This window comes from Sphingomonas hominis (assembly GCF_013328205.1).
Lineage (GTDB): Bacteria > Pseudomonadota > Alphaproteobacteria > Sphingomonadales > Sphingomonadaceae > Sphingomonas > Sphingomonas hominis.
Genome location: NZ_JABULH010000002.1, coordinates 321,673 through 345,979, shown reverse-complemented (window position 1 = coordinate 345,979; position 24,307 = coordinate 321,673). Strand labels below are relative to the sequence as shown.

24 protein-coding genes are annotated in these 24,307 nt (G+C 69.2%); 13 read left to right on the top strand and 11 right to left on the bottom strand.

Annotated features, from left to right (window positions below; genetic code table 11):
- Positions 1 to 225: 225 nt before the first annotated feature.
- On the top strand, positions 226 to 708 hold the full coding sequence (locus HRV97_RS06745; RefSeq protein WP_174193251.1) for a hypothetical protein: 483 nt from the start codon (positions 226 to 228) through the stop codon (positions 706 to 708).
- Positions 709 to 766: 58 nt separating this feature from the next.
- Here the strand turns inward: HRV97_RS06745 and HRV97_RS06740 are convergent, their stop codons facing one another.
- Positions 767 to 967: a DUF2093 domain-containing protein gene (locus HRV97_RS06740; protein ID WP_174193250.1), complete on the bottom strand. Its 201-nt coding sequence runs from the start codon at positions 965 to 967 to the stop codon at positions 767 to 769.
- Between the two features lie 14 nt (positions 968 to 981).
- Complete coding sequence (xseA, locus tag HRV97_RS06735) at positions 982 to 2,436, bottom strand: exodeoxyribonuclease VII large subunit (protein ID WP_174193249.1); 1,455 nt, start codon at positions 2,434 to 2,436, stop codon at positions 982 to 984.
- Between xseA and purD the strand changes: the two genes are divergently transcribed.
- From purD to HRV97_RS06720, 3 genes are all read left to right on the top strand, one after another.
- On the top strand, positions 2,435 to 3,709 hold the full coding sequence (gene purD, locus HRV97_RS06730; RefSeq protein ID WP_174193248.1) for a phosphoribosylamine--glycine ligase: 1,275 nt from the start codon (positions 2,435 to 2,437) through the stop codon (positions 3,707 to 3,709). The two genes, xseA and purD, sit on opposite strands and share 2 nt — an antisense overlap.
- 65 nt (positions 3,710 to 3,774) lie before the next feature.
- Positions 3,775 to 4,500 carry a hypothetical protein gene (locus HRV97_RS06725; protein ID WP_174193246.1) on the top strand — a complete coding sequence of 242 codons (726 nt, stop codon included), beginning with the start codon at positions 3,775 to 3,777 and terminating at the stop codon, positions 4,498 to 4,500.
- Positions 4,497 to 4,952: a GreA/GreB family elongation factor gene (locus tag HRV97_RS06720; protein WP_174193244.1), complete on the top strand. Its 456-nt coding sequence runs from the start codon at positions 4,497 to 4,499 to the stop codon at positions 4,950 to 4,952. The genes HRV97_RS06725 and HRV97_RS06720 overlap by 4 nt, the downstream gene beginning before the upstream one ends.
- 83 nt (positions 4,953 to 5,035) lie before the next feature.
- On the opposite strand, the gene HRV97_RS06715 is transcribed toward HRV97_RS06720, so the two are convergent.
- From HRV97_RS06715 to ykgO, 3 genes are read right to left on the bottom strand one after another with little or no spacing between them, the layout of a single operon-like run.
- Entirely contained in the window at positions 5,036 to 5,926 is an 891-nt protein-coding gene (locus HRV97_RS06715; RefSeq protein ID WP_174193242.1) for an EamA family transporter, read from the bottom strand.
- A gap of 32 nt (positions 5,927 to 5,958) precedes the next feature.
- A complete protein-coding gene (locus HRV97_RS06710) occupies positions 5,959 to 6,570 on the bottom strand; it encodes an HAD family hydrolase (protein WP_174193240.1) in 612 nt (203 codons plus the stop codon).
- 28 nt (positions 6,571 to 6,598) lie between these two features.
- Positions 6,599 to 6,724, bottom strand: coding sequence for a type B 50S ribosomal protein L36 (gene ykgO, locus HRV97_RS06705; protein WP_003046794.1), 126 nt, complete (start codon positions 6,722 to 6,724; stop codon positions 6,599 to 6,601).
- Positions 6,725 to 6,905: 181 nt separating this feature from the next.
- Between ykgO and HRV97_RS06700 the strand changes: the two genes are divergently transcribed.
- Together HRV97_RS06700 and HRV97_RS06695 are read left to right on the top strand one after the other, a co-directional pair.
- Positions 6,906 to 7,511 (top strand): hypothetical protein, encoded by a 606-nt coding sequence (locus HRV97_RS06700; protein WP_174193238.1) that lies wholly within the window; start codon positions 6,906 to 6,908, stop codon positions 7,509 to 7,511.
- 14 nt (positions 7,512 to 7,525) lie between these two features.
- The gene (locus tag HRV97_RS06695; protein WP_174193236.1) at positions 7,526 to 8,632 is read left to right on the top strand and encodes a M14 family metallopeptidase; all 1,107 of its coding nucleotides are present in this window, start codon (positions 7,526 to 7,528) and stop codon (positions 8,630 to 8,632) included.
- Between the two features lie 659 nt (positions 8,633 to 9,291).
- On the opposite strand, the gene HRV97_RS06690 is transcribed toward HRV97_RS06695, so the two are convergent.
- Complete coding sequence (locus HRV97_RS06690) at positions 9,292 to 13,341, bottom strand: translocation/assembly module TamB domain-containing protein (protein WP_174193785.1); 4,050 nt, start codon at positions 13,339 to 13,341, stop codon at positions 9,292 to 9,294.
- Positions 13,342 to 13,406: 65 nt separating this feature from the next.
- Positions 13,407 to 15,467 (bottom strand): autotransporter assembly complex protein TamA, encoded by a 2,061-nt coding sequence (locus tag HRV97_RS06685; protein WP_174193234.1) that lies wholly within the window; start codon positions 15,465 to 15,467, stop codon positions 13,407 to 13,409.
- Positions 15,468 to 15,776: 309 nt separating this feature from the next.
- On the opposite strand from HRV97_RS06685, the gene HRV97_RS06680 reads away from it, so the two are divergent.
- Complete coding sequence (locus tag HRV97_RS06680; RefSeq protein WP_343044453.1) at positions 15,777 to 16,028, top strand: hypothetical protein; 252 nt, start codon at positions 15,777 to 15,779, stop codon at positions 16,026 to 16,028.
- Positions 16,029 to 16,067: 39 nt separating this feature from the next.
- Here the strand turns inward: HRV97_RS06680 and HRV97_RS06675 are convergent, their stop codons facing one another.
- Positions 16,068 to 16,691: a S24 family peptidase gene (locus tag HRV97_RS06675; protein WP_174193232.1), complete on the bottom strand. Its 624-nt coding sequence runs from the start codon at positions 16,689 to 16,691 to the stop codon at positions 16,068 to 16,070.
- 99 nt (positions 16,692 to 16,790) lie between these two features.
- Between HRV97_RS06675 and HRV97_RS06670 the strand changes: the two genes are divergently transcribed.
- Both HRV97_RS06670 and HRV97_RS06665 read left to right on the top strand, forming a co-directional pair.
- Complete coding sequence (locus tag HRV97_RS06670) at positions 16,791 to 16,961, top strand: hypothetical protein (protein ID WP_174193230.1); 171 nt, start codon at positions 16,791 to 16,793, stop codon at positions 16,959 to 16,961.
- Complete coding sequence (locus tag HRV97_RS06665) at positions 16,961 to 17,263, top strand: hypothetical protein (RefSeq protein WP_174193228.1); 303 nt, start codon at positions 16,961 to 16,963, stop codon at positions 17,261 to 17,263. Before HRV97_RS06670 ends, HRV97_RS06665 begins: the two co-directional genes overlap by 1 nt.
- Here HRV97_RS06665 and HRV97_RS06660 read toward each other — a convergent pair whose 3' ends face one another.
- Positions 17,264 to 18,529, bottom strand: a complete 1,266-nt coding sequence (locus tag HRV97_RS06660; RefSeq protein ID WP_174193226.1) for a hypothetical protein — start codon at positions 18,527 to 18,529, stop codon at positions 17,264 to 17,266.
- The gene (locus tag HRV97_RS06655; RefSeq protein ID WP_174193783.1) at positions 18,499 to 19,734 is read right to left on the bottom strand and encodes a TIGR04063 family PEP-CTERM/XrtA system glycosyltransferase; all 1,236 of its coding nucleotides are present in this window, start codon (positions 19,732 to 19,734) and stop codon (positions 18,499 to 18,501) included. Before HRV97_RS06655 ends, HRV97_RS06660 begins: the two co-directional genes overlap by 31 nt.
- 80 nt (positions 19,735 to 19,814) lie before the next feature.
- Here HRV97_RS06655 and HRV97_RS17635 point away from each other — a divergent pair, with 80 nt between their 5' ends.
- Positions 19,815 to 19,949: a hypothetical protein gene (locus HRV97_RS17635; RefSeq protein ID WP_281356787.1), complete on the top strand. Its 135-nt coding sequence runs from the start codon at positions 19,815 to 19,817 to the stop codon at positions 19,947 to 19,949.
- Positions 19,942 to 21,348, top strand: coding sequence for a DUF5935 domain-containing protein (locus HRV97_RS06650; RefSeq protein ID WP_174193224.1), 1,407 nt, complete (start codon positions 19,942 to 19,944; stop codon positions 21,346 to 21,348). The genes HRV97_RS17635 and HRV97_RS06650 overlap by 8 nt, the downstream gene beginning before the upstream one ends.
- A 41-nt stretch (positions 21,349 to 21,389) precedes the next feature.
- Here HRV97_RS06650 and HRV97_RS06645 read toward each other — a convergent pair whose 3' ends face one another.
- The gene (locus HRV97_RS06645; protein WP_174193221.1) at positions 21,390 to 21,950 is read right to left on the bottom strand and encodes a type 1 glutamine amidotransferase domain-containing protein; all 561 of its coding nucleotides are present in this window, start codon (positions 21,948 to 21,950) and stop codon (positions 21,390 to 21,392) included.
- Between the two features lie 100 nt (positions 21,951 to 22,050).
- On the opposite strand from HRV97_RS06645, the gene HRV97_RS06640 reads away from it, so the two are divergent.
- Both HRV97_RS06640 and HRV97_RS06635 read left to right on the top strand, forming a co-directional pair.
- Positions 22,051 to 23,073, top strand: a complete 1,023-nt coding sequence (locus tag HRV97_RS06640; protein ID WP_343044452.1) for a DNA topoisomerase IB — start codon at positions 22,051 to 22,053, stop codon at positions 23,071 to 23,073.
- Positions 23,074 to 23,101: 28 nt separating this feature from the next.
- Positions 23,102 to 24,286, top strand: a complete 1,185-nt coding sequence (locus tag HRV97_RS06635; RefSeq protein ID WP_174193219.1) for a mechanosensitive ion channel family protein — start codon at positions 23,102 to 23,104, stop codon at positions 24,284 to 24,286.
- Positions 24,287 to 24,307: the final 21 nt, after the last annotated feature.

Below are 24,307 nucleotides of genomic sequence, written 5' to 3'. Positions count from 1 at the left end.
CCCGACCTGTAATCGCGGCGATGCTGGCACCGTACCTAAGTTGTCACACCTCGCAACATATACTGATCGTTATGTGGGCGATTGAAGCATCTTTGTGACATTCTGGCCACGATAACGTGATACGTAATAATAGCTGACCTTGTGTTCTCGCGTGTAATGGATTGTAGAGGTGGCTGAGCTCGACGATGCGAGTGCTGGGGAGACGACGTCCATATGCGCAAGTCCATGTTGCTGATCGCGGCATTGTTTGCCCCGCAGATCGTTTCCGCGCAGGATAGCAAACAGTTGCTTGCCGCACTGGATGGTTGCCGCAGCGTAAAGAGCGATGATGCGCGCTTAAAATGCTACGATGATGCCGCGGCCAGACTTGCCGGCGCGCAGACCCGCAACGAAGTGGTAGTGCTTGACCGCGCACAGGTGGAGAAAGCGAAACGCTCGCTGTTCGGCTTTTCGCAACCGTCGGCCAAGGTGTTCGGGGAAAAAGACGAGCCGCTGCGCGAGATAAGCTCCACCATCGCCACGGTACGTGGGCAGCGTAGCGGACTGGTGCGGCTGACGCTGGCGGACGGGTCGACGTGGGAATCAATCGACACGCCGTTGTTTCCGCCGAAGACAGATGACACGGTGACGATCAAGGCCGGCGTGCTGGGGAGCTACACCGCCACGCCACAGCACGGCCGGGCGCTGCGCGTTCACCGGGTCAATTGACTCAATGGGTCAACAAGGACGTGGAAGATCGGCGCGTAGCCGAGCCCGCTACGCTCCATCAGCGTGGTGCCATCGCCTCGCTGGCGAGTTCGGCGGTCGCGAAGGGGTGTTGTTCGGCGACATCCCAGTAACGCAGGTCGTCGAGTGCAATCGCGGCACCTGATACGGCGCACAGGACATGGTCGCCGGTGCTGAGCACGCGAAAGCCGTTGGCCATGTAGTGGAGCTTGGCGGGACGCTTGGTGTTGGACATGAGCATGGCTTGATGGTCCGTTAGAGCAATGTCGGCTGGTCGGGTTTGCGCGTGCGCCGAACGTGGGGGCGCGTCGTGGCTTCCTCAACGGCGCCGGCGACGGTCACGTCGACGAGCTCCTGGTGACGGAAGTGGAGCGTCAGCGCGCCGGCGTCGCGCGCCGCATCGGCATTGGTGATCGTCGCGCCGTCGCGCGTCGTTACGCGGGCATAGCCGCGCTCCAGGATGCGATCGGGGTTGAGGCTTTCCACCAGCCGGCCGACGTCGCTGAGGCTGCGGCGTGCGGACTCCAGCCGGCGGTCGAGCGTCGCAGGGCGGATTGCGCCTGCCACGCGGTCGAGCGTGCCGCGCGCGCCTGCGACGCGGCGTTCGAGCGCGCGGTCGGCGCGGGTTGCGGCCTCGTCCATCCGCTGTCGCTGCGGGCCGAGCAGCCGGTCGCGCGAGGGCAGCAGCCGCGCCAGCGCGGTGAGCCGCTCGCGCCCGCGCTCGACGTGGCGGTTGGCGCAGCGCGCGGTACGCGCGCTCATGGCGTCGAGCGTGTAGCGCAGGTCGGCGAGCACCGGCACCGCGATCTCGGCCGCCGCGGTCGGGGTCGGCGCGCGCAGATCGGCGGCGTGGTCGCACAAGGTCGTGTCGGTCTCGTGCCCGACCGCGGAGATGATCGGGATCGCGCAGGCGGCGACCGCGCGGACGACGGGCTCCTCGTTGAATGCCCACAGATCCTCGATCGACCCGCCGCCGCGCGCGACGATGACGAGGTCGGGTCGCGGGATGGTGGGCGCACCATCCCGCGACCCGGCAGGCGTGCCGCGCACGTCCGACGTCACAACATCGCTCGCGGGCAGCGCGTCGAACCCGCGGATCGCCGCGGCGATCTCCTCCGCCGCGCCCTGCCCCTGAACCTTAACCGGCCAGACAACGACGTGCGTCGGGCAGCGGTCCTCCAGCCGGTGGAGGATGTCGCGGATCACCGCCCCAGTGCCCGAGGTGACGACGCCGATCACGCGCGGCATGAACGGCAGCGCCCTGCGCGCGCGCGACTTGGCGAACAGCCCCTCGGCGTCGAAGCGCGCCTTGTTGCGCTCGAGCAACGCCATCAGCGCGCCCGCGCCGGCCAGCTCCATCCGCTCGATGATGATTTGGTATTTCGAGCGCCCCGGATAGGTCGTCAGCCGACCGGTCGCGATCACCTCGACGCCGTCCTCCGGGCGGAAGGCGAGCGACGCGCTGTTGCCCTTCCACATCACGCCGTCGATCACCGCGCTGTCGTCCTTCAGCGCCAGATACGAGTGGCCCGAGGCGACGCGCTTGTAGCCCGAGATCTCGCCGCGCAGCCGGACGTGGCCGAACTCGCTCTCGACCATCCGCTTCAGCCGGCCCGACAGTTCGCCGACCGACAGCGCCATCGCATTGTCGCCCGCCACCGGCTCGGCTACCAGCCGCGCCGCCGGAGTATCGAAAAGGGGATCGGCCATGAATATCCTGTTGATCGGGTCGGGCGGCCGCGAACACGCGCTGGCGTGGCGGCTGGCGCAGTCGCCCCGCTTCGATACGCTCTTCGCCGCGCCGGGCAACCCCGGGATCGCCGAGCACGCGACCATCGCCGAGCTCGACCCGGCCGATCACCGGGCGGTGATCGATTTCGTGCGCCGCCACCAGATTGGCCTCGTTGTCGTCGGCCCGGAGGCACCGCTGGTCGAGGGACTGGCCGACAATGTCCGCGCGGTCGGCGTGCCGGTGTTCGGCCCCGGGCGCGAGGCGGCGCGGCTGGAAGGGTCGAAGGGCTTCACCAAGGATCTGTGCGCGCGCGTGGGCATCCCCACCGCACGCTATTTCCGCGTCACCTCGCGCGATGGCGCGCTCGCCTGTCTCGACGATTTTGACGCGGATGGCACCTGCCGCTGCGTCATCAAGGCCGACGGCCTCGCCGCGGGCAAGGGCGTGACCGTCGCGATGTCGCGCGACGAGGCCGAGGCGGCGATCGCCGACCTGTTCGCCTCTGGTCCTGCCGAGGCGGTGATTGAGGAGTTCCTGGAGGGCGAGGAAGCCAGCCTGTTCGTGCTGAGCGACGGCACCAGCAGCGCCTCGTTCGGCTCGGCACAGGATCACAAGCGCGTCGGCGACGGCGATACGGGTGCGAACACCGGCGGCATGGGTGCCTATTCCCCCGCCGCGTGCCTGTCGGCCGCGGACGAGGAGCGCGCGCTGGGCGAGATCGTCCGCCCGACGATCGATGCGTTGGCAGCCGCCGGAAGCCCGTACGTCGGCGTGCTCTACGCCGGGCTGATGCTGACCGCCGACGGCCCCAAGCTGATCGAATATAATGTCCGGTTCGGCGATCCCGAATGCCAGGTGCTGATGGCGCGGTTCGATAGCGATCTGGTCGAGGTGCTGCTCGCGGTGGCCGAGGGCCGTCTCGCCGACCTGCCCGCGCCGAAGTTCCGCGACGAGGTGGCGCTGACCGTCGTCATGGCCGCGCGTGGTTACCCCGGTACGCCCGAGACCGGCGGCGCGATCAACGGCATCGTGGATGCCGAGGCGGACGGCGCGCGCGTGTTCCAGGCGGGCACGCGGATGCAGGACGGCCATCTCGTCGCCAGCGGCGGTCGCGTGCTCGCGGTCACCGCGACCGGCGACAGCGTCCGCGCGGCGCAGACCGCCGCCTACGCCGCGGTTGATCGCATCGACTTCCCGACCGGTTTCTGCCGTCGCGACATCGGCTGGCGCGAGATCGCGCGCGAGGGCTGATCCGCGGATTGGCTTGAGGACCCTGCCCGCGCGCTCTACGTTCTCGCCCCATGGGAAATTACGCAATGATACCGTTCTCGCAGGACAATCTGCTCGTGCTGATCGCGCTCGGGCTGGTGGCGCTGCTCGCGCTGCTGACGATCCTGGGCATGATCAAGGGCGCGCGGTTGAAGTCCGCGCGCCGTGCCGCCGAGAAGGAGGAGCAGGCACGGATTGAGGAACTGCGCGATGACGGCGTCGAGGAACGCGAGGCCGACATCGCGGATGCATCGTTCGCCGACGCGCCACCGGCCAGCCCAGCGTCGACGCTCGCGCCCGAAGGCCAGCAGACCCGCAATGCCGGTGCCGCTACCGCCAGGCCGTCCACGAGCGCGTCCGATCGTGGCGCCACCGACGACGACCGACCGGGCGAGCCGCCGATCGCCGATGAGCCGATCGCCGCCGCCGCGCCGCTCGATGCCTCGCCCGCGAGCGCCGCTGCCGACGTGCCGACGTCTGACGAACCGGCACTGGAACCTGCCGCGCCTGTTTCCGATCGCGCCGAGCCGACCGGCGGCTCGATCACCCAGTTGAAGGGTCTCGGACCCAAGATTGCGACCCGCTTGGGCGAGCTCGGCATCACCAGCGTTGACCAGCTCGCCTGGCTCGACGACGCCGAAGCAGCCGAGCTCGACGCACAGCTCGGCGCGTTCCAAGGCCGGATGGAGCGCGACCGCTGGCGCGAACAAGCGCGCTTCCTCGCGCAGGGCGACCGCGCAGGGTACGAGGCGCAGTTCGGCAAGCTCGGATGAGCGTCGCATTTCGCCGCGAGAGCGACGACGAGCATCTCGAACCGGCCTTCGAGCTGCCGCTGCCGCCCGGCCCCAACCTCGTCACGGCGCGAGGGCATGCGCTGATCGAGGAACGGATCGCCGCATTGGAGCAGGAGATCACCGCGACCGCCGAGGCGGACGCCGTCAAGAAACTGCGCCGTGATCTGCGTTACTGGCTCACGCGCCGCGCGACCGCAGTGAAGACGCCTGCGCGCGACGATGGCGCGATCGGGTTCGGTAATCGGGTGAGGTTCACGCTGTCGGGTAAGCGACGCGAGGTGACGCTGGTCGGCGACGACGAGGCCGATCCGGCGGGCGGGACGATCGCCTTCTCCGCCCCGCTCGCCCGCGCGCTGCTGGGGGCGGAGGCGGGCGAACTGGTCGCGTTCAACGGGCGCGAGGACGCGATCGAGATACTGGCAGTCGAGTAGGTCGAAGCGTTTCCTTCCCCGACGGGAGGGATAGCGAACCTCACACGTACCGCTTTGCCCGCGACCGAGCAGCGTTTACTCGCTCACGCCCCTGCGCCGCGCCGCCACGCGATGCGCCCACGAAGCGGCCACAGGATGTTGAGCGCTAACCCACCGAGCACCAGCGCCCCGGCCCCCAGCTTCCACGCCGGCAGCGGCTCGCCGAGCAGCAGCGCGCTCGCGCCCATGCCGAACACCGGCACCAGCATGGCGAGCGGCGTGATCGTCGCCGCCGGATGCCGCGCGAGCAGCCAGCCCCAAGCGGCATAGCCGAACAGCGAATTGCCGACCGACTGCCACACCACCGCACCCCAGGTCGCAGGCGTCGCGCGCGCGATCGCCGACACGATCGGCTGCCAACCCTCAAGCGCCACCGCCGCGAGCACCAGCGGCGGCACCGCGAACATGCTCGACCACACGACGAAGGCGAGCATGTCGCTGACCCCGCTCGCCTTGGCGACGTGGTTACCGCCCGCCCAACTGAGCGCCGCCGCGACGACGAGCGCGAGCCCGAATGGCGTTGCAGCACCACCACCATGCGCGACAATCACCCCGATCCCCGCGGTCGCCATGACGAGCGCGATCACCTGCACCGACTTTACGCGTTCACCGTGGAACGCCATCGCCAGTGCGATGGTGAAGAACACTTGGCTCTGCACCACCAGGCTGGCGAGGCCGGGCGAGATCAACCCGTCCATCGCGATGAACAGCAGCCCGAACTGCCCCGCGCCGATCAGCACGCCATAAGCGGCGAGATCGCGCCAACGCACGCGCGGGCGGCGGATGAACAGCGCGGCGGGCAGGAACGCGAGCGTGAAGCGCAGTGCGGCGAACGCAAGCGGCGGCAAACTGTCGAGCGCCACGCGGATGACGACGAAATTGGTGCCCCAAACCACCACCACGGCCAGCCCGAGCAGCAGGTGGCGCAGTGGCACGTGGCCCGCACCCGGCGCGCCCGCGGGCTGGCTCAGCGCAGCAGCCCCAGCTCGGTCAACTCGGCACGCAGCGTCGCGGCGTCGCGGAAATGATGCGCACGGATACCGACCGCGCGCGCGCCGGCGATGTTGGCTTCATTGTCGTCGACGAAGATCGTCTCGTCCGCCGCCACCCCGAAGCGGCGCAGCGCGAGGTGATAGATCGCGGCGTCGGGCTTGATCAGCTTCTCGTCGCCCGAGACGACGATGTCGCGGAAGCGGTCGAACAGCGCCGCCTCGCGCGCGCGGAATGGGGCAAAGAACTCGCCGGAGAAGTTGGTGATCGCGAACAAGGGCACGCCGTTCGCGTCGAGCTCCTCGACGATCGCGGGCATGTCCGCGATCGGTCCGGGGATCTGCTCGGAGAAACGGGGTCCCCAGGCGAGGATCTTATCCTCGTGCTGCGGGTGGAGCGCGATCAGTTCGGCCGAGGTTTCCGCGAAAGGACGCCCGGCGTCGTGCTGGAAATGCCACTCGCGCGTGGCGACGTCGCGCAGGAACGCGTCGAGCGCCTGTTCGTCGTCGAACAGGCGCTCGTACAGGACACGCGGGTCCCAGTCGTAGAGGACGTGCCCGACATCGAAGATCACCGACGTGACGGGCATGCCCTTGCAATCAACCGCTAGTGGCGAATCAGCCCTGGCGCGCCTTGAAGCGGCGGTTGGTCTTGTTGATGACGTAGGTACGGCCGCGGCGACGGATCACGCGGTTGTCGCGGTGGCGGTCCTTGAGCGACTTCAAGCTGTTGCGGATCTTCATGGTGCGCCTTTGGGCTCGTGTTCGAGTGGAAACAGGAAAGCGCGCCGCCTAGTGAAAGCGGGGCACCAAGTCAACCGCGCGCGCCTTGCCCACCGTCGCACCGATGCCACAGATCGTCGGGGAGCCTGCGAGGAGTTCAGGCGTTACCACCGCGAAACGATCTACCTGGAGAGAAGGTTACATGCGCGCCGCCCTACCCCTCGCCGCCCTCACGACGTCCTTGCTGGTTTGCGCCTGCGCGACCGGGCCGCGCAGCTTTCCCGTGTCCGCCACCCGCTTTCACTACGATCCGGTGACCGCGCGCGGCAGCGTAGCGGTTGAACCGCTCGCCGGGCCGACGACGCCCAGCCTCGAGTACAAGACCTACGCCGCCGCGGTGCAGGCCGAGTTGCTGCGTCAGGGCTTCACCAATCCTGCGCCCGGCGCACGTGCCGAATATATCGCAACGGTGGGCTTCACCCGCGCGCCGCAATCGCTGCCGCAGCGCCGCTCGCCGATCTCGATCGGGCTGGGCGGTGGCGTGGGCGGCGGCGGTTATCGCAGCGGTGGCGGGGTCGGCGCGGGTGTGGGCTTTCCGCTCGGCGGCGGTGGTGGCGGCGACGGTGTGGTGACCGAACTGTCGGTACGCATCCGCAAGGGACCCGACGCGATCTGGGAGGGTCAGGCGCAGTCGCTAACCGACACCAGCGCGCCGAGCGCCGACACCGCCTCGATCGCGCAGCGGCTCGCAACCGCGCTGTTCACCGGCTTTCCCGGCGAATCGGGTCGCACGATCGAGGTGAAGTAACTAGGCCACGTCGCATGACCCTATCGATCAACGCCGCTTTCGATGGCGGCAACATCCGCGTCGTCGCCGTCCATGACACCCATGTCGACCTGGAGATCGTGCGCGATCACCAGTCCGACTTCTTTCAATGGTTCTACTTCCGCGCCGCCGGGCTGACGGGTCGCACGACCTTTCGCATCCTGAACGCGGGGCAATCGGCGTATCCGTTCGGCTGGCCGGGGTACAAGACGCGTGCCTCGACCGATCTCGAACACTGGCGCATGATCGACACGCGCTACACCGACGGCGTGCTGGAGTTCGACTGGAGCGGCGAGAGCGAACTGGCGTGGTTCGGCTATTTCGCGCCCTATACGATGGAGATGCACGCGCATCTGATCGCCCGGATCGCGGCGCGGGCGGGGGTCACGCATCGCGAGCTGGGACAAACGCTCGACGGCCAGGCGATCGACTATTTCCGCGTCGGGTCGGGCGAGAAGCAGGTGTGGCTCTACGGTCGCCAGCATCCGGGCGAATCGATGACCGAATGGTGGATGGAGGGTGCGCTCGACTGGCTGACCAGCGACGCCGCGCAGCCGCTGCTGGCCAAGGCGACCGTCCATGTCGTGCCCAACATGAACCCGGACGGCACGCGCCGCGGGCATTTGCGCACCAACGCGGCGGGGGTGAACCTCAATCGCGAGTGGCATGCGCCGAGCGCGGAGCGCAGCCCCGAGGTGCTGTGCGTGCTCGCCGAGATGGACCGCACCGGCGTGACCTTCGCGATGGACGTCCACGGCGACGAGGCGATCGCGGCCAATTTTATCGCCGGGTTCGAGGGCATCCCGTCGTGGACCGATGCGCATGGCGAGAAGTTCTACGACTTCGGTCGGCGGTTGGCGGCGCATACCCCCGATTTCCAGACCGAGCTGGGCTACGCCAAGTCGGCGCCGGGCAAGGCGAATTTGTCGATGTCGACCAACCAGCTCGCCGAGCGGTTCGGTGCGGTGTCGGTGACGCTGGAAATGCCGTTCAAGGACCATGATCCGAACGCCGACGCCGAATACGGCTGGAGCGCGGAGCGGTCGAAGCGGCTGGGCGTGTCGTGCCTAGAGGTGCTGTCGGAGATGATCGACGAGCTGTGAGCGGGGCGAAAGGTCACGCGAAGGTCACGCCAAGGCGTGGGTGTGCGTGATTGACTGTTCTCTGCTCGCAACGGCGCTTGTCAGGCTTTCGAGGTGGGAGAAGGCAGCGGGATCCCGGCTCAAGGCCGGGATGACGAGGTGAGTTTTGGCCTGGGCTCCTTCAGATCGTGCCGGAAGGTCACGCTAAGGTCACACCAACGCGGCGGGTTGCTTGGTGGTGCTCCCTCTCAGCGGTTGCCCCGATTTGATCCGGCGGGCCGCTTCTTCGATGGCGTCGAATAGTTAGCGAAAGAGCCAAAGTGGTTCGTCATCCCGGACTTGATCCGGGATCCCGCTCCCTTCTCCTACCCTGTCCCAGCAGCGGGACCCCGAACCAGGTCATGGGTTAGCGGGAGAATGTGCGTCGATCTGGTCGGCACACGCACTCGGGTGGGACCGACGCGCGTTGCGGCGGGCGTCGGCGTGGCGATCGATGGCGATGTGAAAGAGCGCGGCGCGTAGCCGAGCGCGCGCGTAACGGATGCGTCGTTTGTAGGACAGCGGCTGGAGGGTCGCAGTGTCGGCAGTTCGGCTGATTGGTGCGACGTCTAGAAGCGGGGCCCCGGATCAAGTTCGGGGTGACGGGATTGGGAGCAGGGCCTCTCTCCTGCGCCCCTCCCTCAATAATCCTTCGACACGCGCACGTTGCCGCTCTGCCGGGCGAGCGTCGAGATCGAGGACAGCAGCGACAGCCAGCGCGTCACCTGAAACTCGACGCGGGTCGCGGAATAGCCCTGACCGTCGGTGATGATCTCAGCATAGACGCGGCGCGTCACGTACTTGCCCGCCGCGATCGAGGTGCCCTGCCCGGTCTGCGGGTCAGCGGGGAGGATGCGGAGCCGGTCGAGCCCGGCGGCGCGGCGCACCGCGTTGATCGGGTTGATGCCGTTGCCGCCGTCCTGGAGCGCGGCGACTGCGGCGGCGAGCTGCAATGCTTCGGGCGCGGACAGGTTGGTGATCGAGGTGCCGAACAGCAACCGCGAGAGTAGTTCGTCCTGCGGCAGCGCGGGCGTGCTGCTGAACGTGATCTCCGGCTTCTGCGCGACGCCGGTCACGCGGATCGAGGCGTTGAGCCCGGTCGTATCGGCATCGGCCTCGATATCAAGCGCGGGGTTGGCGGGCACCTCGCCGCCGAAGCGCAGCACGCCGCGCTCCAGCTCGAACTCGCGACCGGCGAACTCATAATCGCCGCGGATCAGGTCGGCGCGGCCGGTAATCGCGGGATTGTCGGGCGTGCCGGCGATGTTCACGTCGGTCGACCATTCGGACGACAGGCCGAGCCCGCTGACCATCAACCCGCCCTTCGCACGCGCGTGCACCGCCAGCGTCCAGGGCGACGGCGCTGCGACATCGTCGTCGCCGGTGCCGCCAGGCAGGTTGATCTCGCGCACGTTCAAGCGTGGCAGCGCACTCGCCACGGTCGCCTGTCCCAGCCGGTAGCGGCTGGCGTCGAGCCGCACGTCGCCCGCAATTCGACCCCCTGCGCCGTTCGAGGTGAAGACGAGCGGCCCGGTCACCGTCGCGCCGATATCGTCGCGGTCGATCAGCACCGCGCGGTTCGCCTGCATCCGAAGATCGAGCGCGACGCCCTGCGCGCCCGCGAAATCGAAGCGGCCAGTGCCCGTCACCGTGCCGCCGCGGCCCGCGTCGGCGGTGAAGCTCTGGATCGCGAGCTGTGATCCGGCGAACCGTCCCGCCGCCTGCACGTTGGTGAGCGCGGTGCCGGTGGTCGCGCTGCTGATGCGCGCACCGGTCGCGCGGACCTGTCCCCTGATCTGGGGTGCGCGCACGCTGCCCGACACGTCGGCGGCGATCGACACGGGGCCGGCGAGATCGAACAGCTCGACCCGCGTCAGCCGCCACAAGGTGTCGGCCGGCCCGGCGTAGCGCACTTGCGCGAACAGCCCGGCACCGATCAGCCGTTCGACCGCGTCGCCTTGCCCCAGCGGGCGGAGCAGTGCCTGCGCGCGCCCGATCGTGCGCCCGCCCGACGCCATCACCGCGCGCACCCCTGCCTTGTCGGCGGTCAGCACGCCCGCGATCCCGAGGTCGATCGGAGTCGAGGATTGCAGCAGCCCCGAGCGCGTCAGCCCGCGCACGGTCATGTTGACGCGGCCGGTCGGCGCCTCGTCCCCCCCCGCGGCGTAATGGAGCGTGCCCGAGGCATTGCCGCCGAGCCCGAGCCCGGCGTAGCCGATGTCGAGCACCGATAGCGGCATCGTCTCGACGTTCAGGTCGAGCGCGGTGTCGCGGCTGCCGAAGCGGCCCGAGACCTGCGCGCGGCCGCCCGCGAACGACAGCGCGGTGGGCGCGAGCAGCCAGGCGTCGCCCTCTTGTTGCAACCGTGCCGGCGTATCGAGTCGGATCGGCTGGTTGCCGACCTTGCCCTGCGCCTGGATCGCGTAACCGTCGGGGGTGATCTGCGTCACCGTCTGTATCTGGAACCCCGCGCCGCGCGAGCCCGCGACCGAGGCGCGGATCTCACCCGTGTTGCCGTTCAGCCGCGCGCTGCCGGCGAAGCGCGCGATACCGAGCGAGCCGCGGCGGAGCCCGGTGCCGGTGGCGGTCGCCTCGATCCGCGTGGCCGCGGGATCGAGCAGCGTGGTGAAGTCGAGATGCCCCTGCCTGACCGACACGGTGCCGAGTCTCGCGCTGCGCGCGTCGAGCGCGCCCGCGATCCGCTGGACCGTTCCCTGCGGTGCGAAGTCGAGCGTGCCCGATATACCGCCGCCCGCGACCGTCATCCGCCCGACGAAGCCGCCGGGCACGATGTCGAGCGCGCCGCTCGCGCGCGTGCCGCTGACGTCGATCCGCGCCACCGCGATCCGCGCGGTGCCGCCTTTGGGAAGTAATATCTGTCCTTCGGTCGTGAACGGCCCCAGCCGCGAGCCGCCCGCGGCGGTGAAGGCGAAGCCGGTCGGCGTGGGATCGAGGTGCGCCCGGACGCCCGTGAGCCCGAGCGCGGCGTTCGGGCGCTGGAACACCAAGTCTATCGTGGGCCGCTCGATCTGGTCGTCGAGCACCAGCGTCAGCGCGCCGTAGCTCGCCTGCCGCCCCGCGCCCTCGAAATGGAAACTGCCGTCGCGGCGCCGGTACCCGCTGCCCGCAAGCCGGATCGACGGCGCGGTGAGGACGAGGTTGGTAAAGTGGAGCACGCCGTCGGGGGTGCGTTCTAGCTGCGTCTCGACGTGCGGCAGTCCGCCGGCCAGGTTGCGGAAGAACGCGTTGTCGAGCCTGACCATCTGCGCGCTGCCGCGCCCAACGACGCGGGTGCCGCGGCCACCGGGTCCGGGCACCACGCTCAATCGCGACTCGACGTCCACCACGCCCAGCCCCGGGATCAGCAGGCGGCCGAGCGCGCCGTTGACGCCGACGTCGAACTGACCGTCGCGCAGATCGAGTTGCAGGTTGATCCGCCCGGTCAGCTTGTCCGAGCGGACGCGCAGGTCGTCGCCGGTCACCAGCCTGGAGGTGACGCGCAGAATGCCGTCGACGACGAGGTTGCGCAGGATACCGCCCGCGACCTGGCCGACGCCGGTCACCTGCGCCGCGGTGAAGCGCACCGGCAGCGCGATCGGCGCCTTCGACCAGCGGTCGCGCCCGGCGGCGCGCGCCTGCTCGAACCCGGTCTGGTTGAACGCGAAGCGCCGCGCGGTGATGCGGTAATCGAACGCGAAGGCGCGGAACGGCCCGTCGAGGATCGCGCGCAGCTCCATGTCGGTGGCGCGCATGTTGCGGAACAGCGCCTCGGGCCGGAGCAGGCGCGCGCGCAGGCGTACGTTGTCGAGGCCGGCGCGCGCGAGGTCGACCACGCCGGTCGCCTCGGCGGCGAGCGCCGCTGAGCGGAGCGACAGCGTGCCGTCGAGACGGCGGTTGGCGAACGTCGCGGTGCCGTTGACCGCGACGCGCGGACTGGTGAGCGCCTGAAGCTTGCCGCGCGTGATGCTGCCGGGTGTCACGCTGCCGGTCAGGGTGTAGCGCCCGGCGTCGTTGCCGAGCGACAGGTCGAGCACGCGCGCGCCGCCCGCCTGCCCGCGCGCGGTGCCGCGCCAGTGCCGCCAGTCGCCCACGCCGTCGACGTCGAGCGAGAGCGCGCGCTTGAGCCCGGTCAGTTGCGCCAGCACGCCGGTCGCGGCGCCGCGCGCGCGCACATCGAGGTCGAAGCGCCCGGCATCGGGCACTGCGTCGATCCGCGCGGACACCGCATCGCTGCCCTCGATCAGCGCCGACAGGTCGACCGCGGCATGGCCCGAGCGGATGTCCGCTTTGCCCTGCAATCGCCCTTCGCGCGGCCGGCCGGTGACGCGCGGGCCGACGATGAGGCGCGACACGCGCAAGCGCCCGATTGCGATGTCGAAGTTGGGTAGGATCGGCGCCTGCTTGCCCGTGTCGATCGTACGCGGCAGCTTGGCGAGCGTCGCTTGCGGAATGTCGAGCGCGGTGATGTCGAGCCGGTTCGAGACCCAGGCAAACGGGTTCCAGTCGAGCCGCGCGCGCGGCACGGCGAGGACGAGGCCGTCGGGGTCGCTCAAGCGGACGTCGATCAGCTCGGCCTGCCGGTAGAGCGAGCCATCGATGCCGCCGACGTGGAAGCGCAAACCATTCGCGGGCTCCAGCGCGTTGATGCGGTCGGCGACGAAGCGGTGTCCGACGTCGCTGTCGAGCACCATCGCGACGATCGCAACCAATGCGGCAAGTCCGGTCAGCGCGACCGCGAACCAGCGTAAACCGCGCTTCAAAATGCCTGCCCCAGCGAGACATAGACCGCGATGCGGCTGTCGCCCGGTTGCGGGTTGAGCGGTGTGCCGACGTCCAGTCGGATCGGGCCGAAGTTGGAGTAATAACGCACGCCGACGCCGGCACCGTATTGCAACTCGCTGAAATCGGGCGTGCCGTTGGTGTAGATGTTGCCGCCGTCGAAGAACGGCACCACGCCGAAATTGCCGAACGCCTTGATCCGCGCCTCGATCGAGAATTCGGCGAGGCTGCGCCCGCCGATCGGGTCGTTGTTGACGTCGCGCGGGCCGATCGCCTGGAAACCGTAGCCGCGCACCGACGCGCCGCCGCCGGCGTAGAAGCGGCGGGACGGCGCGATCTGATCGCGCGGCGCACCCAGGATCGTGCCGACGCGCACCCGCCCCGCCAGCGTCACGCCGCGCGCCGTCGGCAGGTAGCCGCTGGTGTCGATTTGCGCGCGGGCATATCCGAACACGCTGCCTTGCAGGCTCGCCTCCGGGCTGAACCGGCCGGCGAGGCGGAAGCCGCGCGACGGGTTGAGCAGGTCGTCCGACCCGTCGTACCCCAAGCTCGTCGGCAGCGCGCCGATGAAAAAGGTGCGGCGGCGCGGCTCACCCGTCGCGGCGATCACGTCGCGCTCGTCGGTCGCCACCAGTTCGGCGCCGAGCGACCAGGTCCAGGTCTTTTGAAAAAAGATGTTGGTCTGCCGCTCGAGCGAGCCGCTGAGCGACAGGGTGTTGGCCTCGAACGCGTCGCGGCGCAGGTGCGCGATCGAGAATTGGCCGGTCAGCACCTGATCGCGCTCGCGGAAGTTGTTGCGGCGGAACACGACCGCGCCGAGCTGCTCGCGCGTGCCGAGCACGCCGCGCAAGGTGAGTGCGCCCTCGGGCGGGAACAGGTTGCGGTGGGTCCAGCTCACCTCGGATCGCGCGCCCTCGCCGGTGCCGTAGCCGAGCTCGGCCGCGACGGTGCGCGGGGGCGCGCGCTCCAGCCGCACCGCGAGGTCGACCGTGTCGGGCGTGGCACCAGACACCGGCGTGACCTGCGCGGTGGACACGAGCCCGGTCTGGATCAGCGCGCGGCGCAGGTCGTCGACGCCCGAGGTGGTGTACGGGTCGCCGGGCGAAAAGCGTGCGATCTCCTGCACGTGCGCGGCATCGAACACGCGATTGTTCGGGTTGGCGGTAATCCGGCCGAATCGGCGCGCGCTGCCGGTCGACAGGTCGAGCGCGAGCGTCGCGGTGCGCGTCGCGTGGTCGACCACGATCTCCGGCTCGCCCACCTTGGCGAAGGGGAAGCCTTGTTCGCCGACCGCGGTACGCAGGCCAGCCTCGGCGGCGGCGACCTGATCGGCGTTGACGGGATCGTCGTTGGCGACCGGGAAAGCTCGTTCCAGCGCGACGGCCTTGTCGCCGGCGGCGGCGACGCCGTTGAGCGTCACGCCGGCGAAACGGTACAAGGGGCCGGGCGTTGCCTGGAGGACGATCACCGGGCGCCGGCCCCCGGCCCCGCCCCCGGCACCGTCAGCGCGGGTCACTGCGGTGGTGACGGCAGCGTCGTAATAACCCTCGCCCTTCAGCAGCGTGACGAGCAGGTCGGCGTCCTCGCGCGCGCGGCGGTCGAGCTGCGCGGCATTGGCATCCTTGCCGTGGTTGGCGGCGAGCGTCGACAATTCCTCGAAGCGCTGGCGCAGCAGCGCGGAGGCGACGCCGTCGATCCCCTCGACGCGGTAATCGTAGCGGGTCAACGCGTCGACGTCGGCGCGCTGCGTCGCGGGCGTGGCGGGCGCGGCCGAGAGGTCGGGCCAATCGACGCCGATGTCGGGCATGGCAGCGAGCGGCGCGGCCGGATCGAGGTCGATTGGATCGCCCGATTGCGGCATGGCGGCGGGGATCGCCTGGGGCGCGGACGGGACCGGCGTGGATGCAACCGGCGTGGACGCGACCGGCGTGGACGCGACCGGCGTGGGCGCTCGCTGCGCGTTCGCGGCGGCGGTCAGTCCCAAAATTCCCCCGGCGGCGCACAGCAGCGTGCGGCGGCGCCCCACACGCGGACCCATGTGTCGCGGCTTAGCTCGCGGAACTGCGCGGCAACAGGGGCAATGCGCGTGCACCGGCGTGGACCGACCACGACTGGTCGCGCTGAGGCACCGTCGTGCAGGAGCCTGATTGTGCGAAGGCCTGATCGCGCGAAGGCTTAAGCGCTCTAGGCATGCTCGATCTGGGCTTGGTCGCGCCGGATTTGATCGCGCTGCATGTGGGGGAGGCGGAGTGCTGCGCTCGGTCGTGCTGAGAGCTGATCGGGCTGGGTTAAGTCGCGTTAGAGGTGATTGTGCTGCGGCTGCCCATGCTCGGTGTTGGACTCGGTAGTGCCGGCCTCACCCCTAGCGGAACTGGTCACGCTGGCGTCGGCCGGGGCGACGTGGCACAGCGCGGGCATGAGCCAGCCGACCAGATCCTCCGCCGCGGGCGGTTTCTTTATCGCCGCGGGTGCGCTGGGTGGGACGGTGATCGGGCTCGTGCTGCGTCAGCCGTCACTCGGTTTCCTGGGTGGGCTGGCGATCGGCGCAGGCATCGCGCTGGCGGTGTGGCTGATCGACCGGCGACGTCGCGGGGAGTGATCGCGCGGACGATGTTTTAAGAGCCGTCTAACGGGCGGCTCAGAGGTCGCGTAGCAACAGCCGCGCGCGACCGATCACCGCCACGTCGCGCGCCGGGCGCTCGGCGATCGGATAGGCCGGATTGTCGCTCTCGATCACCAGGGTCGTGCCGCGACGGTGTACGCGCTTGAGCGACAGGAGGTCGTCGACGCGGAGCACGAACAGGTCGCCGCCCGGCGGCACGACGCGCGCGCTGCCGTCGACCAACACGCGGTCACCATCACGGATGCCCGGCGCCATCGAGTCGCCGCGCACGTCGATGATCGACGCCTGCGCCGCCGCTATGCCCGCCGCACGCAGCATCTCGGGCGCGAACGCTTCGAAGCGCAAAACGCGCTCCCCCGCCGCCTCCGCGCCCGGCCCGGCCGAGGCCGCGAGCGCGAGATAGGGCACGCGCAGCAGCGCCGGCGCGTCGGCGGGCGGCCCGCCGAGCACGTATTCCGCCACGTCGAAGAACGCCGCCAGCACGCGCCGCTCGCGCTCGGGCAGGTCGCGCGGGGTGCCACGGCGGACATATTGGTGAAGATAGGCGACGTTGCGCCCCAGCATCCGCGACAAGGCCGACAGGCTGGTGCCGCGCGCCTGCGCCAGGCGAGCGAGCGCGTCGCGGGGTGTCTCGATCATTCCAGCGGGGTAGCGCAGGAAATTTCCTAGACAAGTTGGAAAATGCGGAACAGACCGTGAACATGTTCGCGGGAACATGGATTTGTGGGAGTGCGCCGAATGACCTTGCTGACCGACATCGACCGATATCTACGCCACACCGGCATGCCTGAGACCAAGTTCGGGCGGCTGGCGGTGCGCGACCCCCGGCTGGTCCACGACCTGCGTCGTGGGCGCGTGCCGGGGCCGAGCATCTGCGCGCGCGTGTCCGCGATGCTGGAGCAACGCTGATGCGCGCGGTGGAACGCTTCGAGCGCGCGCTGTGCGCCTCGGCCAGGCGCGCAGGTGCGCCGATCACGATCGCGAGCCACGCCGCGCGCGAGTGGCGCTCGGCGACCTTCAACGGGCAGCGCCACGTGGTGGAAGCGAGCGGCGCGCGCGGCGACGCGCTCGACGCGTGGCTTTCCGCGCTGGCGGAGGCGGAATTGTCGGTGCCCGGCCACATGGCGGCGGAGCTGCGCATCGGCGCGCGCGACCATGCGGGAGCGAACGCGCGTTTCCGGCTGGAGGGCGTGACGGTCGCGCTGGCGTGATCAGTTCGCGGCGAGTCGGCGCAGCCGCTGCAACGTCTCGTCGAGCGACACCGGCCCGGCGTCGGGCGCCGGCGGCGGGGTGGCCGGCGCGCTGGCGACGGGCGGTGGTGCGGAAGCCGGTGAGGCCGGGGGCGTGGCGACGATGCGGCGCTGCGCCGCGCCGCGCTCCAGCCGGGCGAGCAGACCGGCGATCGACTCGTCCTCGATAGGCTCGGGTGCAGGCGGCTTTACCGCGCGGGGCGTGGTGGTGGCCGCATTTTGGAGCGGCACGGCGGGGCGCGCCTCGGCGGGGAACGACTCGGCGTGCCGGGTTAGTGGCTGGGGAGGTAGCAGAGGCTCGGCCGCGGCGGATTTGAATGGCGGAACCGGCGGTTCGATCGCATCCGCTTCGGCTCGGGTCGGCAGAGGCTCATGCGCCGTTGCAACCTCGTCGGCTGCGACCTGGTGCGGCATCGGCGGCTCGGCCGGGCGTGACTCCGGTTGCGCGAACGTCGGGACGCGTGCGGCCTCGGTCGGTTCGGCTTCGGCGGTTGGGACGATGATCGGGCGCGGTCGATCCTCGACCGAAGTCGCTTGGACGATCATCGGTTCGTCGACCTCTTCCGGCGCGAGCCAGGCAAAGCGTGGCGCAGCGGGCGAAACCACCGATTCAGCAACAGGCGGTACGACAGCGGCCACCGCGGGCGACGGCTCGGCGCTCCAGGCCAGCGGCGCGACCGGCTCAGGCGGCGCCATCGGGCGCAGCGGCACCGCGGCGGGATCGAAGTCGGCGAGCGGACGGTCGAGGTCGTCGGGCAGCGATCGTTCCAGCGGCGGCGGCAGCGGTGCGGAGCGGCGATCCTCCTCACCGAAGATCGGCAGCGGATCGCCCAGGTCGCTCGCCGCGCGGATCGGACGGCGCGGCGGCGCGTCGGGGTGCGCGTCGGCGCGGCGAACGATGGGCGCGTCCTCCTCGCCCGGCGCGGCGGCGCGCGGGCGACGCGCGAAGGCGTCCACCCGCTCGACCAGCATCGCCTTCAACTGCGGCGCGAACCCGCACGCAGCGATCAACAGCCCCGCGAGCAGCGCGATCAGCGTCCGCCCGGTCGCGCCGATCGGCGACGCGGCGGCGGGCAGGACCGTCGCGAAACCCCCGCGGTCGACCGCGGCGTTGAGCACGTCGCTCGGCACCGTCACGATGCCGATCGCGACGCCCAGCCCGACCAGGCTCGCGACCGCCGGGATGATGTGATGCCTCACGCGTTCAAGGGAGAATGTGGCTGCCATGTTCCGTCCTGCCGCGCGTGCGCGAGTGTTTGGTAAACGGGTTCGTAGCGCGCAATATTTGACGACCAGTTACGCTCGGCCTCGACGAAGGCGCGCGCGCGCCGGCGCCTAGCGGGCCATTCGCTACGATCGGCGAGCAACCCGGCCAGCGCCGCGGCGATCGCCGCCGGATCGTCGGCGCGGAACAAGGTCCCGGTGTCGCCGTCGCGGATCAGCTCGCGGTGGCCGCCGACGTCGGAGGCGGCGACGATCCGTTCCTGCGCCATCGCCTCCAGCGGCTTCAAGGGCGTGACGAGATCGGTCAGCCGCATGTGCTTGCGCGGGTAAGCGAGCACGTCGACCAGCCCGTAGTAACGCTCCACCTCGGCATGCGGCACGCGACCGATGAAGCGGATCGCGGTCGACACCGGCGATGCCGCCGCCTGCGCGCGCAAGGCCGCTTCCATCGGCCCGCCGCCGACCAGCAGCAATTGCGCACGCGGCCGCGCCGCGACCAGCGCGGGCATCGCCGCGATCAGGTCGTCCAGCCCTTCGTAATCGTAGAAGCTGCCGATGAAGCCGATCACCTCGTCTCCCAGCCCCAGTTCGGTGGCCAGACCCGAGTCGCGCTCGGGCGGCGTGCCGAACAAGCCCAGGTCGACGCCGTTGGGCGAGACAATGATCTTGGCCGGTGCAATGCCGCGCGCGATCAGGTCGCCGCGCAAGCCTTCGCAGATTACCGCCACTGCATCGGCGCGGCGGCACAGCCACGTCTCCAGTGCGGCGGTGGCGCGGTAGCGGGCACTGCCCTCGGTGCCCGTCCCGTTGCCGACCGCGGCATCCTCCCAGAAAGCGCGGATCTCGTACAACAACGGCAGGCGTCGGCGGCGTGCCACGCCCAGCGCGGCGAGCCCGCCCAGCACCGGCGAGTGCGCGTGGATCACGTCGGGGCGAAAGCGTGTCGCCACCGTGTCGATTTGGCTCCCTAGTGCGGCGATCTCGCGCAGCTCCCCCAGGGGGGCCGGTAGCTTGCGCGGCGGCGTGGTGCGAAAGAAGTCGATCCCGTCCACAGTCTCTTCGGCCAACGCAGTCGCGCCCTGCCGCGCGCCGGTCACCGCCGCGACCTGCCACCCGCGCGCCATCTGCGCGTGGAGGATCGCGCGCGTGCGAAAGGTGTAGCCGCTCTGCAGCGGCAAACCGTGATCGAGGACGTGGAGGATGCGCATGACGACCATCTGCACCCGACAGGTTTAACGCCGCGTCAACCGCGTGCGCGTATCGCCGAGCGCATGAGGACGGTGCGGCGATGATCGACAATTTCGCGCTCGGGCTGGCGCACGGGCTGATGATGCTCGCCGCGTTCATGCTGCTGCGTCGTCCCGATCTCGACCGCGAGGCGAAGGCGCCGGATGCGATGGAGCGCCGCCGCCGTCGTGCGTGACCTCGCGTTCATCGGCTTCCTGCTGGCATTATGGGGCACGGGGTTTCGCCGCCCGTTCCTGTTCGTGCTGGCGTATATCTACATCGACATCATCTCGCCGCAGCGGCTGACCTATTACATGCTCAACAGCGTGCCGATCAGCCTTATCGCGGTGGTGCTGGCGGTGCTCGGCTGGGCCATCGCCGACGACAAGACGGACAGCCGCTTCGCGCCGCGCCAGGCCATGTTCGTGATCCTGCTCGCCTATTGCTACGCCACCACCAGAGCGGCCGATTTCCCGGTGGAAGCGCTCGATAAATGGGAATGGGTGTGGAAGAACCTGGCGTTCGCCGCCTTTCTGCCGCTCACCTTGCGCACGCGGCTCAGGATTGAGTCGCTGCTGCTGTTCGTGGTGCTGTCCGCGGCCTCGATCATCATCGTCGGCGGGATCAAGACGCTCGCCTCGGGCGGCGGATATGGCGAGCTCAACCTGATGGTCGCGAACAATTCGGGGCTGTACGAAGGGTCGATCATCTCGGCGGTGTCGATCTCGCTGATCCCGATCATTCTGTGGCTGGCGCGCGACGGCACCTTGTTCGTGCCCGACGCCCGCGTGCGGTTGTTCGCCTATGCGCTGACCTTCTCCTGCCTGCTGATCCCGGTCGGCACCTCGGCGCGCACGGGGTTGCTGTGCATCGGCCTGCTCGCGGTGCTGATGCTGCGGACGGTCAAGCGGCGGATGCTGTACCTGGGCGCGCTGGCGCTCGCCGGGCTGGTCGCGGTGCCGTTCCTCCCTTCCGCGTTCAGCGAGCGAATGGGGACGATCAAGACCTATCAGGCCGACGAATCGGCCTCGACGCGAATCGCGGTGTGGCAGTGGACGTGGGATTACGCCAAGACGCACCCGTTTGGCGGCGGGTTCGACGCGTATCGCCAGAACCAGATCCGCTACGACACCGTCAGCGTCGAAGGGTCGGGCGCGGGCACCACGGTGAAACGCGGCCTGACGGTCGACAAGAGTCGCGCCTATCATTCGAGCTATTTCGAGATGCTGGGCGAGCAGGGCTATCCCGGGTTCGCGTTGTGGATGCTGATCAACCTGATCGGACTCGTCCGCATGGAGGTGGTGCGGCGACGCTATATCAAGGACGAGGACGTTGGTGGCGGTGGCGGTGGCGGTGACGGTGACGGCACCGGACAGGCGTGGGCCGGGCGACTAGCGGAGGCATTGCAGCACGCGCAACTCATCTACCTGCTCGGCGGCGCATTCGTCGGCATCGCGTTCCAGAGCTACCTATACTTCGTGCTCGGCGCTCAGATCGGCCTCGACACCTATTTGGCGCGGCTGCGCAAGGAGGCGGCGTTCGTGCTGTTGCAGCGCCGCCGCCCGGCACGCGAGGCCCGAGCGGCGGTCGCCTAGCTTCGTCACCCCGGATCAAGTCCGGGGTGACGGTTGGTGGATCAGGCGTTGTCGCCCGCCGCGACCTGCGTCAGCGCCGCGATGATCGCCTTGTTAAACGCGGGGATGTCGTCGGGCTTGCGGCTGGTGATGAGGTTGTCGTCGACCACCACTTCCTCGTCGACCACGTCGGCGCCCGCATTCTCCAGGTCGGTGCGTACCGACGGCCAGCTCGTCACGGTGCGCCCATCGACCACGTCGGCCTCGACCAGCAGCCACGGCGCATGGCAGATCGCGGCGACGATCTTGTCGTCGTCCATGAACTCCTCGACGATCTCGACTGCGCGTTCCTGCAGGCGCATTTTGTCAGGGTTGCCGACGCCGCCCGGCAGCACCAGCGCGTCGAACTCCTCCGTGTCGACCGCGTCAAGCGTCGTGTCGGGGGTGATCGTCTTGCCCTTCTCGCTGTCGTTGACGACGCCCTGGATCTCGTCGGTCTTGATCGAGGCGAGCGTCACCTGGACGCCGGCGTCGAGCAGCGCCTGGCGCGGTTCGAACAATTCGGCTTCCTCGAAACCGTCGGTGGCAAGCATCAGCACGCGCAGGTTGGATAGGTCGGCCATGTCGGAAACTCCGTAAAAGGGGTCTGCCTGAACCCCCGCCCCCGCATGCTCGTTCCGGGAACGAAGCCGGCACGCACGCATTTGCAAAGGCGATGAGGAGGTGACGGCGAGCGTGACGGCGACGATCAACTATTGCGACGACAGCGAGCCCGGCATCACGCGGAAGAAGACGCGCGGCGGCAAGTGGAGCTACTGGACGCCCGATGGCGAGCGCGTCACCGACCGCGACGAGATCGACCGGCTGAACGCGATCGGCCTGCCGCCCGCCTACGTCAACGCCTGGTTCTGCCTCGACCCATTCGGCCACGTTCAGGCGGTCGGCTGGGATGAGAAGGGCCGCAAGCAATATCGCTATCACACCGAGTTCCGCGCCGCGCAGGAAGCGGCGAAATACTCCAAGTGCGTCAGCTTCGGCCTCGCACTACCTAAGCTGCGCCGGCAGGTCGAAGAGGACTTAGCGCACCGCCGCCACGACAAGGACCGTACGCTCGCCGCGGTGGTGAAGCTGCTCGACACGCACAATCTGCGCATCGGCAACGAAACCTACGCCAAGACCAACAAGAGTTTCGGGCTGACCACGCTGCGCGATCGTCACGCGAAGATCGCGGGCAAGACGCTGAAGCTCAAATATCGCGCGAAATCGGGCAAGGAGCGAATGCTGACGATCACCGATCGCAGCCTCGCGCAGTTCGTCAAGCGGTGCCAGGATCTGCCGGGGCAGAAGTTGTTCCAGTACGTCGACGCCGACGGCGAGCCGCGCCCGATCAGCTCGTCCGACGTGAATGCTTACATCAAGGAAGCGATGGGCGAGGATTTCAGCGCCAAGCATTTCCGCACCTGGGGTGCGAGCGTCGTCGCGTTCGAGACGCTGGCCGAGGCTGAGGAGCCGATCACGCTCAAGACGATGCTGGAGCCGGTGGTCGAGCGGCTCGGCAACACGCCGTCGATCGCGCGCAAATCCTACGTCCACCCCGATCTGATCGAGCTGGGCAAGAGCAAGGCCGCGCAACTCGCCTTTCGCGAACAGCTCAAGCTGCCGCGCGCGACGCCTTACCTGACGCGCGCCGAGCGCGGGCTGATCGCATTCCTGAGCGCGGAGGTCGAGGCGGCGGCGGCCGCCTGACCTGTTCGGCGCGAACGATAGAGAATAGATGACCACCAACAACACTGCGGCCGCGGCCGCCGCGCGCAAACCGCATATCGACACCGCGCAGGTGCAGGATCAGGTCGAGGGTCTGCTCGCCTCCAGCGCCCTATGGCTGCGCACGCATTGGTTGCAGATCCTGATCGGCATCGGCGCGGGCGTGGCGATCGCCGCCGCCTTGTTCTGGCTGCGCGGGCTCGGCCCCCGACTGGTCGCGCGCAGCCGCACCGGCAAGGGCTGGTCGGCGGTGCTCGGCCGCGCGGTGGAGCGGACGCACGGCTTCTTCATCGTGCTGCTGTCGGCGAAGCTGGTCGTTGGTTACGCGGGCGCGCCGGTCGACGTGTCTTCGACCGTTACCTTCCTGTTCACGGTCGCTGCGGTGTTCCAGGCCGCGATCTGGGCGCGCGAGCTGATCCTGGGCGCAATCGAGCACCGCACGCGCAACGAACGGCTGGGCGGCGAGGCGCTGGGCAGTGCGTTGGGGCTGATCCGTCTGCTGGTCAGCTTCGCGGTGTTCGCCATCGCCTTCGTCGTCGTGCTCGATAACCTGGGCGTCAACGTAACCGGGCTGGTCGCGGGTCTGGGCGTCGGCGGCATCGCGATCGGTCTGGCGGCGCAGGGCATCTTCGCCGATCTGTTCGCCGCGCTCGCGATCATCTTCGACCGGCCGTTCCGCCGTGGCGACGCCGTCACCTATGACAGCACCTCGGGCACCGTGGAGGAGATCGGGCTCAAGTCGACGCGCATCCGCGGGATCGACGGCGAGTTGCGCGTCATCTCCAACAAGAACCTGCTGGACAAGGAAATCCAGAACAACACGGTGCGCGAACGCCGCCGCAGCAAGTTCATCATCGGCCTCGCCTATGAAACGCCGACCGACCAGCTCGAACGCTTCCCCGACACGATGAAGGAAGTGATCGAGGCGTGCGGCATGACCTATGTCCGCTGCGGCTTCTTTCAATTCGGTACGTCGAGCCTCGACTTCGACGTGCAGTTCGACAGCCCTTCGGCCGATTTCACCGAGAGTTTTAACGGCCGTCACCGCACCGGCATCGCCATCCTCAAGCGCTGCAACGAGGAAGGGCTGACGATCGCCTATCCGATGCAGGTCAATTACACCGCCGCACCCGACGGGCGGTTGATCGATCCGCGCCGGATATCCGACGATCGCGGGCCACGTGACGACGCCTAGATTAAGCGCGTGACCAGCGGT